Genomic DNA, 14,228 nt, shown 5'->3' with positions numbered 1-14,228 from the left:
CCGCCCTGCCCGGTTGGATTATTTCGACGGCGTGGCAACGGCCGAACGTTTCAACGGCCTGGTGTCAGGTATGTATGCCCAGGGCGATGTGCTGATTTTTAAATTGAAAGCCCGGCAAGATGCGTTACGGTCGCGGGTTCGGTCGCCAGTTATTGGCGGGCTCGGATAAAGAACCAATGGCGTGAGAAACTGTTTACTGACACGGCGGTTGAGACCCGTCATAAAGCCTCGTTGACATTGGATGCGCAAAGCTTGTTGCGGTCTGCGGCAGATGTTGCCACGGCTTTTGGGCGGGTGTTTGCCATCGTCAAGGCTAACGGCGGCATTTGGCGGGTCACCTGTGATATTGACGGAGCGCCCAGTTTGCAGATCGGCAGCACGGGCAAGTTGACCACACCACGCTTTGGCTGCTCATCAGGCCGTCATCTGGTGTTGGCGGGTTATGAGATTGACGATAACAACAGGCAAGTGACGTTGAGGCTGTATTTATGATTATCTTTGGCCTTAACAACCGCGTGGACGAGGCTACGTTGAGCAGCGACGGGGCGTTTGCCACCGGTTTGCCGCTGGCGAACCTGCAAAGCCCGCTCCTCGCCAAGACCGCCCGCACCACTTCGACCGCGGCATTCTCCATCACTATTGATTGCGGCGCTTTGCCCGTCCGAAATATTGGCGCGGTCTGTCTGGCCGGGCACAATTTGTCACGCGATGCCGTAGTGGCTATTTCCATTAATAACGGCGGCACTGTCAAGGCCGCATCTGGCAGTTTGTCACCTTGGCCCTTTTTGGCTAGTGACGACCCGTATTATGACGCCCATAACTTTAGTGCGGCGATAGTCGACACGGCACGGATCGCCACTATGGCACCTAGCCTGCTATGGTTTGCGGCGGCTAACCAGTCGGCCTCCAAGGTGGTCATTACTATTGACGACAGCACCAACGCGGCGGGTTATATAGAGATAGGCCGCGTCTTTGCCGGTGAGTTGTCGCAACCGGTGCGGGGCGAGGAATGGGCTGACGCCAGTTGGGGGTTGGTTGATTTTTCTCAGGTCCAGGTATCTAAACGCCGTGTGAAGTTTGCATACAAGTACCCCGTTATCCGCACTGTCGGAATCAATTTTAAACACCTGTCCCAAGGCGAGGCCATCGGCGGGCTAAAAGCCGCCCAACGCGCCGCCGGGCTGACCGGCGAAGTGTTGGTCGCCAAGGGCATCCCTGCTTATACAACTATTGGCGCCGTGTCTGCACCTGACAGCAATTGGTTCGCCCATGCGTTTTTGGGCAATTTCACCGCTCTTGACCCGCTAACCAATCCCTATCTTGACGCCTATGCCATGTCCATTAATATTGAGGAGGTTGCCGCATGACCATGATTTATGATTACAGGAAGCAGCAATTTGTAACTAAACCATCCGATGCAGTGCCGCTCACCAGCTTACAGTCAATACCAGAGCACACGATGCTGGGGAGGGTTTCGGCAGGTACGGGGCCGGTTGAAGTGTTCCCGCTCTACACCGCCGGGGACAATATCAGCATTGTCGATCATGTCATATCGGCAACCGGGGGTGGCGGGCGCGGAACAGTCTGGCCTATGTTTCTGCAAGCCGAAGGGACTATCCCGACTTTGGTTGGCTCGATTCGGTTGCCCTCCGGTACTTACACCCCATCGGCACAGATAGGTAGCGGTCATCCGGGCAACGCCACCACCTTGTTATTGAAGTCTGGAACTACAACCATCGCCACGCTGGGAGGCGTTGCGGGCGGAGTTGCTCGGCATACAGCAGCCCCATTTACCTTGGCGGCGGCATCAGATATAGATCTTTATCTTTATTGCAGCACTGACTATGACAACGCCTATTTGAAAGGCTTAGAACTGTTATAACCCAACCAACCGGAGCAACTGATTAACTATGAATTAAACTGGAGTTTTGATACCAATATCTCGCCGCTGGACAATTCAACCACTATAACCACGCTTAAATCTTTCTTTATCCAAGCGAAAGATTTCTTACTGGCGGCAGGATGGACGATGGTGGCATCTAACAGGGCTGAAACTGTGGCGACATGTATCAATGCCAACGAGGGCAGCCCGCACTCTTGGTATGTGCTGGAAAGCCCTGAAGGCTTTGTTGCTGGCACTGATGGCAGCTACACGGGAGCGGGCAGCAAGATATTTATTTGTTTATACCTGACTAGTAATGTCTACAGCGTATATTTTCGTTTTAGCTTGATAGGCTTTACCGGCGGTACTGACCTAGCCACACCCAGCGCGGTTGATAAGATAGAAGGAGTAGCATCATTAATATCTACCAATCATGTATTTAGCTTTGCGGCGGCTTCGGACGGTAGTTTTTCTTTACGCTCGTCTTACGCGTCGAGTGGCAAGATTATTGCTTGCCTGGAAGTGCGGAAGCTATATGACCTCCTGGTCAAGACAAGTGACGGCAACGATTACCCTTACGGTGTGTGGATTTCATCGTATAGTAATGGATACAACCAAAGCGTCAGCTTAATAATGGGATCTTCGCAAAACCGTGGTTGGTCAAAAAACGGAACACCCGTCAATTGTTACCTGCTAACTCCTATGGGCACAACGGGGGCTATCGGTGCGGGCACTGGCACGTTTGGCGATAACGTCAACAGCTTAAACGAGGCGGGCGAGGTGATTGTGTATATCGCCGACCCAGCCTATCCGGGCAGGATAGGGCGGGTGCCGGATTATTACATCACGGGCGCGACTATCCCGACAGGGACGCTGGATAGCTTGTTGGCGACCAAGTTTATGATCAACGGCAATGTCTGGGTGGTTGCCGATGCCGTCCTATCTATCTAGGAGTTTGTGATGCCAGAATTTGAATTTGTAGTAGTGAAGTCAAAACCTAGAACTTTCGGTTCAAGGATATTTTTGCCCAATGAGCGTTTCGTTTACGACATGGCTGGCTTCGATAGCGCAACCGGCAACAGGGTTTACTGGATCTCCTACGATAAGCCCTTTTTAACTCCCTCCCGCAACTTAACCAGTCCTCCTGTGCTAGGTACTTTGGAATTCCCGCATATTGTTGGAAAACATACTGTTTTGTTGTGATTAGGAAAGTTTAATGGACTGTGTAAAGAAGAACAGAATTTTTAGCGTCCAAGTATTCCCTAAGCAATCAAGCGTTGGCTGTTTTTTCGCTTTTTTCTTTAAAATTTCACGCCAAATATTTTACAAATTTCACGCCAAATATAAAGCAAAATTACAATAATCAGTTTCTTTTGTACCGATTATTTAAAAGGTGTTTTTTTGAAATGCCTATTATCAGCCTATTAATTTTCGATAGGCATAAAAAAGGCCTAGAGTTTTCACCCTAAGCCTTTGAAATCTTTGGAGCTGGAGATGGGACTCGAACCCGCGACCGGCTGATTACAAATCAGCTGCTCTACCAACTGAGCTACACCAGCAAAGAGCGGATATTATACACAATAATTTTGGCTTGCCTAGTGCTTTTAAATTATTTTTGTTTATAACGCAGCCAAGCCAGCGATGTTGTAACCGCAATCAACGTAAGTGATTTCACCGGTGATGCCGGATGCCAAATCGGAGCATAAAAATGCGGCGGCGTTGCCGACTTCTTCGATGCTGACGTTGCGTTTTAGCGGTGCGGTGTCGGCGGCTTTATTGAGCATGGCTTTAAAGTTGTTGATGCCGGAGGCCGCTAAAGTGCGGATCGGGCCGGCGGAGATGGCGTTGACACGGATGCCTTCCGCGCCTAGGGCCATTGCCATGTAACGGACGTTGGCTTCCAGGCTGGCTTTGGCTACGCCCATGACATTGTAGTTAGGGATGGCACGTTCTGCGCCCAGATAGGTCAAGGTCAAGAGCGATCCGTTACGGCCTGCCATCATGGCGCGTCCGGCTTTTGCCAGGGCGGTGAAGCTGTACGAGCTGATGTCATGGGCGATGCGGAAATTGTCGCGGGTGGTGGCGTTGACATAATCGCCGTCTAACGCGTCACGCGGGGCGAAAGCGACCGAATGCACGATGCAGTCCAAGCCATCCCATTGTTTGCCCAATTCGACGAAAACATTGTCGATATGTTCATCATGGCTGACATCGCATTCAATAATGATGGAAGAATTGCATTCTCCCGCCATTTCCACCACGCGGCTTTCCAGCTTCTCGTTTTGAAAGGTAAACGCCAGTTCAGCACCTTCACGGTGCATAGCTTGTGCAATACCCCAGGCAATTGAGCGATTACTCGCCAAGCCAACTATCAAAACCCGTTTACCTTGCATAAAACCCATGTTATCTCCCTCATATTTTTGTTGTTAAAATAGCCCAAAGTATCCATGAGCTATTTATTGATGTCCAGTTTTTTATCAGTCTATAACGGGTTATGCCGGATATAAAACGGCGGGGTGGCAATGTCCAACCAGCCGGTTATAAAAATAGGGTTCATGATTCGCTTCAAACGCATACTTTCATAAGATGGGCTTTATTTTTCCTTTCATAATCCCAATAATTTAGACGGGCTTTTGCCTGCTTCTTTTGTGCCATCCTTGATGGTTATTGTGTAAGATGCTGTAAAACTCTTTTAAGACCTAAGAACACTATGCAAAAACAACTGACTACCCGGGACTGGATCCTCTATTCGTTACTTAGCTTGATGATACTCATGCTGTTGCTGGCGATGTACCAGATTGACCGGCAATGGCTAAAGCTCACAGAGATGCAAACCGCCATATCGGAACAGGCCAAGACTATGCGCGAGCTGCGCAACGGAATGCTTTCCAGCCCAATACAAACCACATCGGAAGCCAACCCATCAGTAAGCAAAGGCATTGCTCCCGCCTTCAATAGGGCCTATGCAGCCACCCGCCAACCAGATTATGCACAAGGCGACTGGTATGTGGAGGCTTTCGGCACGAATCTTAAAACCATTACGCCCTTAGTTTCCTCCGATTTGTATGCTTCAAATGTGCAAGGCAATGTTTTGGAAAGTTTGATCACCCGTAATCCTGACACCTTGGAATGGGAGGGTTTGATCGCCAAAAGCTGGAAGATTAGTGATGATGGCTTGGTGATCAGTTTCCAAATGCGTGATGATGTCCGTTTTTCGGATGGGGAACCGCTGACGGCGGAAGATGTGGTGTTTACCTTTGGCTTTATTATGACTGAGGCTATCCAGGCACCACGGGATAGGGCGTATCTGGAAAAAATTAAAGACGTCAAAGCCAATGGCAACTATGAGGTAGTGTTCGCTTTTAAAGAGCCTTATTTTGAAGCGCTGTCATTAGCTGGCGGTATGTCTATCCTGCCCCAACACTTTTATTCAAGCTATTTAAAAGAACCACAAAAATTCAACGAATCCAAAGGCTTGTTGTTAGGTAGCGGGCCTTACAAATTAATCGACCCCAAAAACTGGACGCCCGACAAAGGCAATGTGGAACTGGTCCGCAATGAACGCTATTGGGGCGACGTGCAGCCTTCGTTCAACCGTATCCTGTGGAAAATCATCCAGAACGATAGCGCCCGCTTGACGACTTTCCGCAATGGCGATGTCGATTCCTACTCCGCCCGTCCGGTCGAGTACCAAGAACTGAAAAAAGACACCCAGATTATCGGCAAAAGCCAAAATTTTGAGTACATGCCGCCCGTGGTGGGTTATAGCTACATCGGCTGGAACGAAGAACGTGGCGGCAAACCTACGCGCTTTGCAGACAAGCGCGTCAGGCAAGCGATGACGTATCTGACTGACGTTAGCCGTGTGATCAAGGATATTTTTCTGGATTATGCAGAGCCTGCGCTTAGCCCGTTCAGCAACACCAGCAAGCAACACGACAATATGCTTAAGCCCTATCAATTTGATTTGGATAAGGCCAAAAGCCTATTGAAGCAAGCCGGTTATGAAGACCGCAACAGCGATGGTGTCTTGGAAGATAAGGCGGGGCAAGCTTTTGAATTTAAATTGACTTATCTCGAATCCAACGAAGACACCAAGCGCATGGTGCTGTTGCTGAAAGACTTGTACGCCCGCGCCGGTGTATTGCTGATCCCGTTCCCGCAAGAATGGCCGGTGATGCTGGAAAATATCGATAAAAAAGATTTTGATGCGATCACGCTGGGCTGGACTAGCGGGATAGAAACGGATTTATACCAAATGTTCCACAGTATCCAGGCGGCCAGCAAGGGTGATAATTTTGTCGGTTACAAAAATCCGGTGCTGGACAAGTTGATTGATGAAGCGCGGCGCACCGTTGATGAAGGTAAACGTATGCCTTTATGGCAACAAGCGGAACGGATCATTTATGAAGACCAGCCTTATACTTTTCTGATGCGCCGCAAAAGCTTGTTGTTTGTCGACAAACGTATCCATAACTTGCAAATGACCAAGCTGGGTCTGAATCTGGGTTCATTGCCTATGGAAAATTATGTACCCCTCGCCCAGCAAAAATATACGCAATAAACGGAGGGATGCCGGATGTTGACTTATTTACTGCGTCGCTTGCTGCTGATGATCCCCACGCTATTGGGGATCACCGTCTTGGTGTTTACCGTGATGGCAATGTCGCCAGGCGGGATCAGCGCGCAAACCCTGATCGGTGGCATGGACATGAAACCCCAGGAAAAACAGGCGTTATTGAATTACTACAATAAACGCTACGGGCTGGATCAGCCCGCACCGATACAATATCTGCGTTGGTTGAACAACGTTTCCCCCATTGGTTTTGTCACCGATGCACAAGGCAGGCGCGGCGAGTTTTCGTTCACCAAGGGCATGGATTTAGGCACGAGTTTCCAGTATGGGCGGCCCGTTTCGGACATTCTTGCAGAACGGATCCCCATCACGCTGCTACTTAATCTGGTCACGATTCCGTTCACTTATGCGATTGCGATTCTGGTCGGGATGAAATCCGCCACCCAGCGCGGCAGTTTTTTTGATGTGGGTACGGGCATGTCGATGCTGGCCTTATGGTCTATCCCGACCATGCTGGCTGGCGTGTTGTTGCTGGGTTTTTTTGCGAATATCCAGCATTTCCAATGGTTTCCCACCGCCGGTATCAGCAGCCGCGAAGCCCAAGACATGCCGTTTTTGCCACATTGGAACGAAACGGGGTTTGTTTGCGGATTTCTGCTGGATAGGATCTGGCATCTGGTGTTGCCCGTGATTTGTTTGTCCTACGGCAGTTTCGCCGCGCTGGCGAAACTGACGCGGACATCGATATTGGAAAACCTGCATTCTGATTACGCCCGGACCGCCCGCGCCAAGGGCCTGGCGGAAAATGACGTGTTGTGGCGGCATGTATTCCGCAACTCTTTGTTACCGCTGATTACGGTATCGGCAGGCTTGTTGCCTAGCCTGTTGGCGGGGTCATTGATTGTCGAACATATTTTTAGCATAGACGGCATGGGGCAACTGGCCGTGGAAGCCGTCAAAGGCCGGGACCGCGAACTTGTGCTGTCTATAACCTGGGTCAGCGGCTTCCTGACCCTGATCGGCTATTTGATCGCCGATTTTTGTTACACCTTGGCTGACCCACGGGTGAATTATGACTAAAGACCCCGCCAACCGTGAATCTTTTGGCGCCAGCATCTGGCGTAAAACCTTAGCAGGCGTAGGCGTAAAATTTGCTTTTGCCTGGGTGGGATTATTGGTGTTTGGTGCTGTATTTGCGCCTTTTCTAGCAAACTCCGCCCCGTTGTTGATGTACAAAAATGCTGCCATCTCCGCACCGGTGTTGCAATATTTGTCCGTAGAAGATGCCTGGGTACTGGCGATGTTTTTCATCGTCTGCTTGCTCCAGCGGCTGCGCTTAAGCACAGGCAAGCGCATCTTGCTATTTTTGTTGGGAGGCGTTGTTGCCGCCCTGCTTGCCAATCTGTTCGTCAAACCGCCGGTATTGGTGATTTATGATGATTTCCGCACCGCCGCTTATACCGACGTAGATTGGCGGATCATGCCGCCTATCCCCTATGCACCGACCGATTATTTGCGTGATTTAGGCAGCAAAGGCTTGGAAGCGCCTTTTGAAACGAAAGGACGAGTCCATCTGCTGGGAACCGAAGAAAATGGTGCGGATGTGTTGAGCCGGATGATCCATGCTTGCCGGATTTCCCTGAGCATAGGCTTTATCGCTTCCGGCATTGCCTTATTGATCGGTGTGGTGGTGGGTGGTTTGATGGGCTATTTTTCCGGTATTGTCGATATGCTGGGCATGCGCTTGGTGGAAATATTTGAAGACATCCCCACCCTATTCCTGTTGCTGACGTTTGTGGCGTTTTTTGGCCGTAATCTATACATGATGATGGTGATTATCGGTGTCACCAGTTGGTCAGGATACGCCCGTTATGTGCGGACAGAATTTTTGAAATTACGCAAACAGGATTATGTACAGGCGGCGGTGGCGGGTGGTTTGCCCTTAAGTTCCATTCTGTTCCGGCACATGTTGCCGAACGGGGTCGCGCCCTTGCTGGTGGCGGTGAGTTTTGGCGTAGCCAGCGCCATCTTGTCGGAAGCGACGCTGAGTTTTCTGGGCTTAGGCGTGGTTGACGCGCCGTCATGGGGGCAAATGCTGGATCAAGCGGTCAAATCCTCGACGTTTAACTGGTGGATGGCGGTATTCCCTGGCGGGGCGATTTTCATGACCGTATTCGCCTATAACTTGATCGGCGAAGCCTTCCGCGATGCGATTGATCCCAAACTATCGCGCCTGTCGGAGGAAAGCTGATGGGCCAGGCATTGCTGGAGGTACGCAAGCTCAGAACGTTTCTGCAATCTGGCAATCGAGAAGTCAGGGCGGTAGACGACATCAGTTTCAGCATTCCCAAAGGCGAAACTTTTTGTCTGGTCGGTGAATCAGGCAGCGGCAAATCAGTCAGTGCGCTATCGGTGATACGCCTGTTACCGGAAGGGATAGCCTCGCATCCTAGCGGCGAGATCCTGTTTAATGGTAAAGACTTATTAACTTTGGATGATGCAGGGATACGCGCCGTCCGCGGCTCACAAATCGCCATGATTTTTCAAGAGCCAATGACCTCGTTGAATCCGGTGCTAAGCATAGGCGAACAAATCACCGAAGCCCTGCAACTACACCATCCCGATATGAGCGATGCCGAGGCTGAGCAACGGACGATTGCCGCTTTGGAACAGGTGCAAATACCCCATGCTTCCGACAGGTTCCGCAATTATCCGCATCAATTGTCCGGCGGACAACGGCAGCGCGTGATGATAGCGATGGCTTTGGCCTGCGAACCCCAATTGCTGATTGCCGACGAACCCACCACCGCACTGGATGTGACGGTGCAGGCCGAAATTCTGCGGTTGATGCGCAAACTACAAGACGATACCGGCATGAGCATGTTGTTCATCACCCACGATTTTGGCGTGGTCGCGCAAATGGCGCAGTGGGTCGGCGTGATGCAACAGGGTAAATTGGTGGAAGTGGGGGCCAGCACTAGCGTCTTACGCAAACCGCAGCATCCTTACACACAGCAATTACTGGCGGCACTGCCTGAGAATTTGGCAAAGCCGTCCAGTACAGCACCGTCTTATCAGCTTTCAGGGCAAGGGATAGTCACCGACCAATCGCCGCTAGTGCAAATCAGCGGGCTAAAAGTATGGTTTCCAATACAGAAAGGCTTGCTACGGCGCACCGTCGATTATGTCCGTGCCGTAGACGATGTTTCATTGGCTATTCCGCAAGGCCAAATCGTCGCGCTGGTCGGCGAATCGGGTTGTGGTAAAACCACCCTTGGGCGGGCGGTGTTGCAACTGGAAAAGCCAACTGCCGGCAACATCAAGATAGACGGACAAGAATTGACCGGACTTTCCGCCCGCGAATTGCGCCCCTTGCGGCGAAAAATGCAGATCGCCTTCCAAGACCCGCAATCTTCTTTAAATCCACGCATGTTGGTCGAGACCATGCTGACCGAACCGATGAAAGTTCATGGCATCGGTGCGGATAATGAAGAGCGTATCGAACTCGCCAGCCAGATTTTGGAAAGCGTGCAACTACACCGTGATTTTCTGTGGCGTTACCCCCACGAATTTTCCGGCGGACAACGGCAACGCATCGGTTTGGCGCGGGCATTGGTGCTGAATCCAGAATTCATCGTCTGTGACGAAATCACCAGTGCCTTGGATGTCTCGGTACAGGCAGAAATTTTGCAGTTATTGTTGAGTATCCGGCAACAGCGTAATTTGACCCTGTTGTTCATCACCCACAACATTGGGGTAGTGGAATATCTAAGCGACCAAACCGTGGTGATGTACAAAGGCAAGATCGTGGAGCGGGGCGAAACGGGGCGGGTTTGTAAATCGCCACAGCATCCTTATACCCAAAAACTGCTGGCTGCTGTGCCTAGGTTATTGATTTAACAATTTTAATACATCACGCAACCACGCTGAAGCCTAAGTGAAGCCTAAACTGTTTTAGTTTAGGCTTAAGGACATTGATATTTTCGAGCTTAACTCTGCTCTTCTTCTATCATCGCCGGCAATGGTGCAATCTTCTGCTCAACACCGCAAATCGCCCTGTTCAAAATACCCAGATTTTTTTCTTCGATGATTTGGATGCCCATGACATAAAAAATCGGCATCCACAGCGGATTGATGATGATGCCGCCCAAAACGCTTTTCCAGGTACGCTTGACGTTTTTTAACATATTGTAAGAATCAACCAGCGGTGGCATGGGATGTTCTGCAAACACTGCGGCTATTGGGCGCAATACCGCTTTGTCACGTCGTTCAAGTTGCACCATCGCTGCGTGGAACTTGCGTTCCATATCATGATAATTTTTGCGGGCGAAACCCGAAGAAATGGCAAACGTTAGTGCCACCAGCGGCAAAAGCACTGTTGGCGGAGCAACTGGCGCAAAAGTAGATGACAGCATAACTAAACATAAACCCAACATGAGCATATCTTCACCACGTTCAACATCTTTATCAATGGCTTTGATAATCGTAACAACCGGCTCATCAACGGAATTATCCAAATAAGATTTAGTTTTTGACATAAGGCATACTCCTTAAAGCACATGCTGTTTGGTATAACCACAGAACCTGTAAATGTCAAATGCTTAAAATTGACATTTGCTAAAATTAAAATGAGTATAAAAATTACGTTTATACATTGACAAAAAATCTATGTAATTTATAGCCATTGTAAGATGCTCTATTGAAACAATTAATATATCCCAATCAATCACACGCCCCATTACCCCCCGAACAAACTGTAAATCCCATTTCTTCCCGTGCTATGCTAAACATTAGCCTTTAACCAATTAGAATAAACTATGGAAACATATCTCGTCGGCGGTGCGGTGCGTGATAAATTGCTGAAGCTTCCCGTGACTGAAAACGATTGGGTGGTGTTGGGCGAAACGCCGGATAGCTTGTTGAAACTAGGATTCCGCCCTGTAGGTAAGGATTTTCCGGTATTTTTGCATCCAGAAACCCAGGAAGAATACGCCCTGGCGCGGACGGAACGGAAAACCGCACACGGTTATAAAGGATTTAGTGTCTACAGTGCGCCAGACGTGACGCTGGAAGAGGATTTAATCCGCCGTGATTTGACAATTAACGCTATGGCGATGACAGCGGACGGTCGCGTGATTGACCCTTACCACGGCCAACGTGATTTGGAATTGCGCGTGTTCCGCCATGTCTCGCCGGCCTTTGCCGAAGACCCGGTGCGGATTCTGCGGGTTGCGCGTTTTGCCGCCCGCTACAGCATCTTGGGATTTACCTTGGCACCAGAAACCCTCGAACTGATGCAAAGCATGGTGGATGCCGGGGAAGTCGATTATCTGGTCTCCGAACGGGTATGGGCGGAATTGTTTAAGGCATTGAACGAAAGGACACCAGTGGCTTTTTTCACGACCCTGAAAGTGTGTGGCGCGTTGGCGAGGATTTTTCCTGAACTGGATAATTTGTTCGGTGTGCCGCAACCTGCGAAATACCATCCTGAAATTGATACGGGCATCCATAGCCTGATGTGTTTGGAACAGGCGGCGTTATTGTCCACCAGCCCCGAAGTCCGCTTTGCCGCCTTGGTGCATGATTTAGGCAAGGCTTTGTCACCGAAAGAAAATTTGCCACATCATTACGGTCACGAAACCAAGGGCTTACCTATTTTAGAGGCGATGTGCGAACGTTTACGGATTCCCAATGCCTTTAAAACCTTGGCGCAACAGGTCATGCAATATCACACGCATTGCCACAAAGCCGCTGAATTGCGTCCAAACACCTTGACTGATACATTGGCGGCCTTGGGTGCATTTAAACCCGCCAACGGCTTGGAACAATTTTTATTGGCCTGCGAAGCGGATGCGCGGGGACGCACCGGCCTTGAAAATCAGCCTTATCCGCAAGCGGATTTGTTCAGGATTGCAGCCAACGCCGCCGTTTCTATCGATATTTCCGATATTGTCAATGGCACTTTGCAAGGTGCAAAAATCGGCGCAGCAATACGCCAATTAAGAATCCAATCGGTCACCGAAGCTCTCCAAGCTTACAAATCGTTATAAAATAACTGTAAAATTATATCCCCCGTACAAGCACCAAGTACACGAAGATATTGCATAAAACTTCGTGCTGTTTGTGTGCTTTATGACGAACTTAAAAAACCAATTAAACCAAAACCTAACGCTATGCCAACTTTTGATATTGTTTCCGAATTTGATAAACACGAAGTAAAAAATGCCATCGACCAAGCCAGCAAAGAAGTGGACACGCGCTTTGATTTTAAAGGCACGGATTCTTCAGTGGAGCTGGCCGATGAAAAAATCGTGATGATTTCCGAATCGACCTTCCAATTGCAGCAAATTTTCAGCATCGTCTGCGCCAAATTGAGCCGGCGCGGGATTGATATTGCCTGTATGGAAGTCGGTGATGCCAAAGGCAGCGGCAAGTCGATGCGCCAGGAAATCACCTTAAAGCAAGGCTTGGATTCGGTGCTGGCGAAAAAAATCGTCAAACTGATCAAAGATAAAAAATTGAAAGTACAAGCGGCGATCCAAGGCGAACAAGTGCGCGTGACCGGAAAAAAACGCGATGATTTACAGGAAGTGATCCAAATGTTGCGTGAAGAGAAATTAGAAAGACCGTTACAATTTGAAAATTTTCGGGATTAAGCCGGCATTATGTAGCAAATGCACAAAGCCCGGCCACTTAGTCTTTTGACAATTACCAGCTAGACCTTTCAGGTTTTGAAAACCTGAAAGGTCTTAAGCCACGAATTGTGTTATGCACATCCCTAAGCGAATATTTTCGCCACCACCTTCAATCACATTGGCATTGATTAACCACTGAAACTTCATTAGCCACCCAGCCCAATTGATTGGAAGTTAGCTTAAACAACATTTCTAGACTTCAACCATTGGGCTATTTGTTGTTTACTGTGAAAATGCAGGACAAATACCGCAAGACAACATGAAAATCATCCCCGTCCTAGATCTGAAAAATAACCAAGTCGTCCATGCCAGGCAAGGCGAACGCGAGCATTACCAGCCTATTTGTTCCCAATTATGCCGGTCAGCAGATATTTTTGAGGTCATTCCGGCATTTTTGAGTTTGGCGGATTTTGATACTTTTTATATCGCGGATTTAAATGCGATCACCCAGCAGGGCGGTCACGACGGCTTGCTTGCGAAGGTGTTGGCGGCTTTTCCTGAGATTACGTTTTGGGTGGATAGGGGGTATCAGCGAACGGATTTAACGCCGGGTCCAGACAATTATCTGCCGGTGTTAGGCAGTGAATCTTATGACGGCCCTTCTCTACATGAATTGGCGGCTTTTCAGAAGCGGTTTGTTTTGTCGCTGGATTATTCGGCAAGCGGTCAGCCATTGGGGGCGGCGGGCTTGTTTACGGAAGCTGATTATTGGCCGGAAAATATAATCATCATGACGTTGGCGCAGGTTGGCAGGGGTAAGGGGCCGGATTTGGCACGGCTGGCACAGTTTTGCAGTGCTTATCCTGATTTTAATTTTAATTTTATTGCGGCGGGCGGTGTCAGGAACCTTGCGGATTTACAGGCATTAAGCAATTTGGGTGTCAGGCAAGCAATGGTCGCAAGCGCATTGCACTCAGGGGCAATCGGACGCAAGGATTTGGCAAATTTGGTAGTCCTGCAATCGGAATGATTTGTAAAAAGTCAAGCCTACCGATTTATTGGGTCGAATGCCCGTACTTCAAGGCGTACGGTCATCGCAATATTTTATTGACAAATCTATTATCATTCCGATTGC

14 protein-coding genes and 1 tRNA gene are annotated in these 14,228 nt (G+C 49.4%); 12 read left to right on the top strand and 3 right to left on the bottom strand.

Annotated features, from left to right (window positions below; translation table 11 throughout):
• Positions 1-237 precede the first annotated feature (237 nt).
• The 5 genes from PHH59_RS16400 (at position 238) to PHH59_RS16380 (ending at position 3,085) form a co-directional block, all read left to right on the top strand.
• Positions 238-492 (top strand): hypothetical protein, encoded by a 255-nt coding sequence (locus PHH59_RS16400; protein WP_300018775.1) that lies wholly within the window; start codon positions 238-240, stop codon positions 490-492.
• Positions 489-1,367, top strand: coding sequence for a hypothetical protein (locus PHH59_RS16395; protein WP_300018772.1), 879 nt, complete (start codon positions 489-491; stop codon positions 1,365-1,367). Before PHH59_RS16400 ends, PHH59_RS16395 begins: the two co-directional genes overlap by 4 nt.
• Positions 1,364-1,882, top strand: coding sequence for a hypothetical protein (locus PHH59_RS16390; protein ID WP_300018770.1), 519 nt, complete (start codon positions 1,364-1,366; stop codon positions 1,880-1,882). The genes PHH59_RS16395 and PHH59_RS16390 overlap by 4 nt, the downstream gene beginning before the upstream one ends.
• A gap of 174 nt (positions 1,883-2,056) precedes the next feature.
• Positions 2,057-2,833 carry a hypothetical protein gene (locus PHH59_RS16385; protein WP_300018767.1) on the top strand — a complete coding sequence of 259 codons (777 nt, stop codon included), beginning with the start codon at positions 2,057-2,059 and terminating at the stop codon, positions 2,831-2,833.
• 9 nt (positions 2,834-2,842) lie between these two features.
• Positions 2,843-3,085, top strand: a complete 243-nt coding sequence (locus PHH59_RS16380) for a hypothetical protein (RefSeq protein ID WP_300018764.1) — start codon at positions 2,843-2,845, stop codon at positions 3,083-3,085.
• Positions 3,086-3,365: 280 nt separating this feature from the next.
• Here PHH59_RS16380 and PHH59_RS16375 read toward each other — a convergent pair.
• A tRNA-Thr gene (locus PHH59_RS16375) sits at positions 3,366-3,441 on the bottom strand.
• 60 nt (positions 3,442-3,501) lie between these two features.
• A complete protein-coding gene (locus tag PHH59_RS16370; protein ID WP_300018761.1) occupies positions 3,502-4,284 on the bottom strand; it encodes an enoyl-ACP reductase in 783 nt (260 codons plus the stop codon).
• A 308-nt stretch (positions 4,285-4,592) separates the two neighbouring features.
• Here PHH59_RS16370 and PHH59_RS16365 point away from each other — a divergent pair, with 308 nt between their 5' ends.
• Genes PHH59_RS16365 through PHH59_RS16350 form a run of 4 tightly spaced genes read left to right on the top strand, consistent with a single transcriptional unit; the run spans position 4,593 to position 10,358 of the window.
• On the top strand, positions 4,593-6,446 hold the full coding sequence (locus PHH59_RS16365; protein WP_300018758.1) for an ABC transporter substrate-binding protein: 1,854 nt from the start codon (positions 4,593-4,595) through the stop codon (positions 6,444-6,446).
• A gap of 15 nt (positions 6,447-6,461) precedes the next feature.
• Positions 6,462-7,538: an ABC transporter permease gene (locus PHH59_RS16360; protein WP_300018755.1), complete on the top strand. Its 1,077-nt coding sequence runs from the start codon at positions 6,462-6,464 to the stop codon at positions 7,536-7,538.
• Positions 7,531-8,709, top strand: coding sequence for an ABC transporter permease (locus PHH59_RS16355; protein WP_300018752.1), 1,179 nt, complete (start codon positions 7,531-7,533; stop codon positions 8,707-8,709). The genes PHH59_RS16360 and PHH59_RS16355 overlap by 8 nt, the downstream gene beginning before the upstream one ends.
• Positions 8,709-10,358 carry a dipeptide ABC transporter ATP-binding protein gene (locus tag PHH59_RS16350; protein WP_300018749.1) on the top strand — a complete coding sequence of 550 codons (1,650 nt, stop codon included), beginning with the start codon at positions 8,709-8,711 and terminating at the stop codon, positions 10,356-10,358. The genes PHH59_RS16355 and PHH59_RS16350 overlap by 1 nt, the downstream gene beginning before the upstream one ends.
• Before the next feature lie 89 nt (positions 10,359-10,447).
• Here PHH59_RS16350 and PHH59_RS16345 read toward each other — a convergent pair whose 3' ends face one another.
• Positions 10,448-10,996 (bottom strand): hypothetical protein, encoded by a 549-nt coding sequence (locus tag PHH59_RS16345; RefSeq protein WP_300018746.1) that lies wholly within the window; start codon positions 10,994-10,996, stop codon positions 10,448-10,450.
• Positions 10,997-11,275: 279 nt separating this feature from the next.
• On the opposite strand from PHH59_RS16345, the gene PHH59_RS16340 reads away from it, so the two are divergent.
• From PHH59_RS16340 to PHH59_RS16330, 3 genes are all read left to right on the top strand, one after another.
• Entirely contained in the window at positions 11,276-12,508 is a 1,233-nt protein-coding gene (locus PHH59_RS16340; RefSeq protein ID WP_300018743.1) for a multifunctional CCA addition/repair protein, read from the top strand.
• Between the two features lie 123 nt (positions 12,509-12,631).
• Positions 12,632-13,114, top strand: a complete 483-nt coding sequence (locus PHH59_RS16335) for a YajQ family cyclic di-GMP-binding protein (RefSeq protein ID WP_300018740.1) — start codon at positions 12,632-12,634, stop codon at positions 13,112-13,114.
• 298 nt (positions 13,115-13,412) lie between these two features.
• Positions 13,413-14,123, top strand: coding sequence for a HisA/HisF-related TIM barrel protein (locus tag PHH59_RS16330; protein WP_300018737.1), 711 nt, complete (start codon positions 13,413-13,415; stop codon positions 14,121-14,123).
• Positions 14,124-14,228: the final 105 nt, after the last annotated feature.

This window comes from Methylovulum sp. (genome assembly GCF_028687615.1).
Taxonomy (GTDB): Bacteria; Pseudomonadota; Gammaproteobacteria; order Methylococcales; family Methylomonadaceae; genus Methylovulum.
This window is presented reverse-complemented; position numbering and strand designations above follow the sequence as displayed.

Excerpts from the sequence above, each read along its gene's own strand:
- PHH59_RS16395 (WP_300018772.1), top strand. The coding sequence starts at position 489 with ATGATTATCTTTGGCCTTAACAACCGCGTGGACGAGGCTACGTTGAGC.
- PHH59_RS16390 (WP_300018770.1), top strand. The coding sequence starts at position 1,364 with ATGACCATGATTTATGATTACAGGAAGCAGCAATTTGTAACTAAACCA.
- PHH59_RS16380 (WP_300018764.1), top strand. The coding sequence starts at position 2,843 with ATGCCAGAATTTGAATTTGTAGTAGTGAAGTCAAAACCTAGAACTTTC.
- PHH59_RS16370 (WP_300018761.1), bottom strand. The coding sequence starts at position 4,284 with ATGGGTTTTATGCAAGGTAAACGGGTTTTGATAGTTGGCTTGGCGAGT.
- PHH59_RS16365 (WP_300018758.1), top strand. The coding sequence starts at position 4,593 with ATGCAAAAACAACTGACTACCCGGGACTGGATCCTCTATTCGTTACTT.
- PHH59_RS16360 (WP_300018755.1), top strand. The coding sequence starts at position 6,462 with ATGTTGACTTATTTACTGCGTCGCTTGCTGCTGATGATCCCCACGCTA.
- PHH59_RS16355 (WP_300018752.1), top strand. The coding sequence starts at position 7,531 with ATGACTAAAGACCCCGCCAACCGTGAATCTTTTGGCGCCAGCATCTGG.
- PHH59_RS16350 (WP_300018749.1), top strand. The coding sequence starts at position 8,709 with ATGGGCCAGGCATTGCTGGAGGTACGCAAGCTCAGAACGTTTCTGCAA.
- PHH59_RS16345 (WP_300018746.1), bottom strand. The coding sequence starts at position 10,996 with ATGTCAAAAACTAAATCTTATTTGGATAATTCCGTTGATGAGCCGGTT.
- PHH59_RS16340 (WP_300018743.1), top strand. The coding sequence starts at position 11,276 with ATGGAAACATATCTCGTCGGCGGTGCGGTGCGTGATAAATTGCTGAAG.
- PHH59_RS16335 (WP_300018740.1), top strand. The coding sequence starts at position 12,632 with ATGCCAACTTTTGATATTGTTTCCGAATTTGATAAACACGAAGTAAAA.
- PHH59_RS16330 (WP_300018737.1), top strand. The coding sequence starts at position 13,413 with ATGAAAATCATCCCCGTCCTAGATCTGAAAAATAACCAAGTCGTCCAT.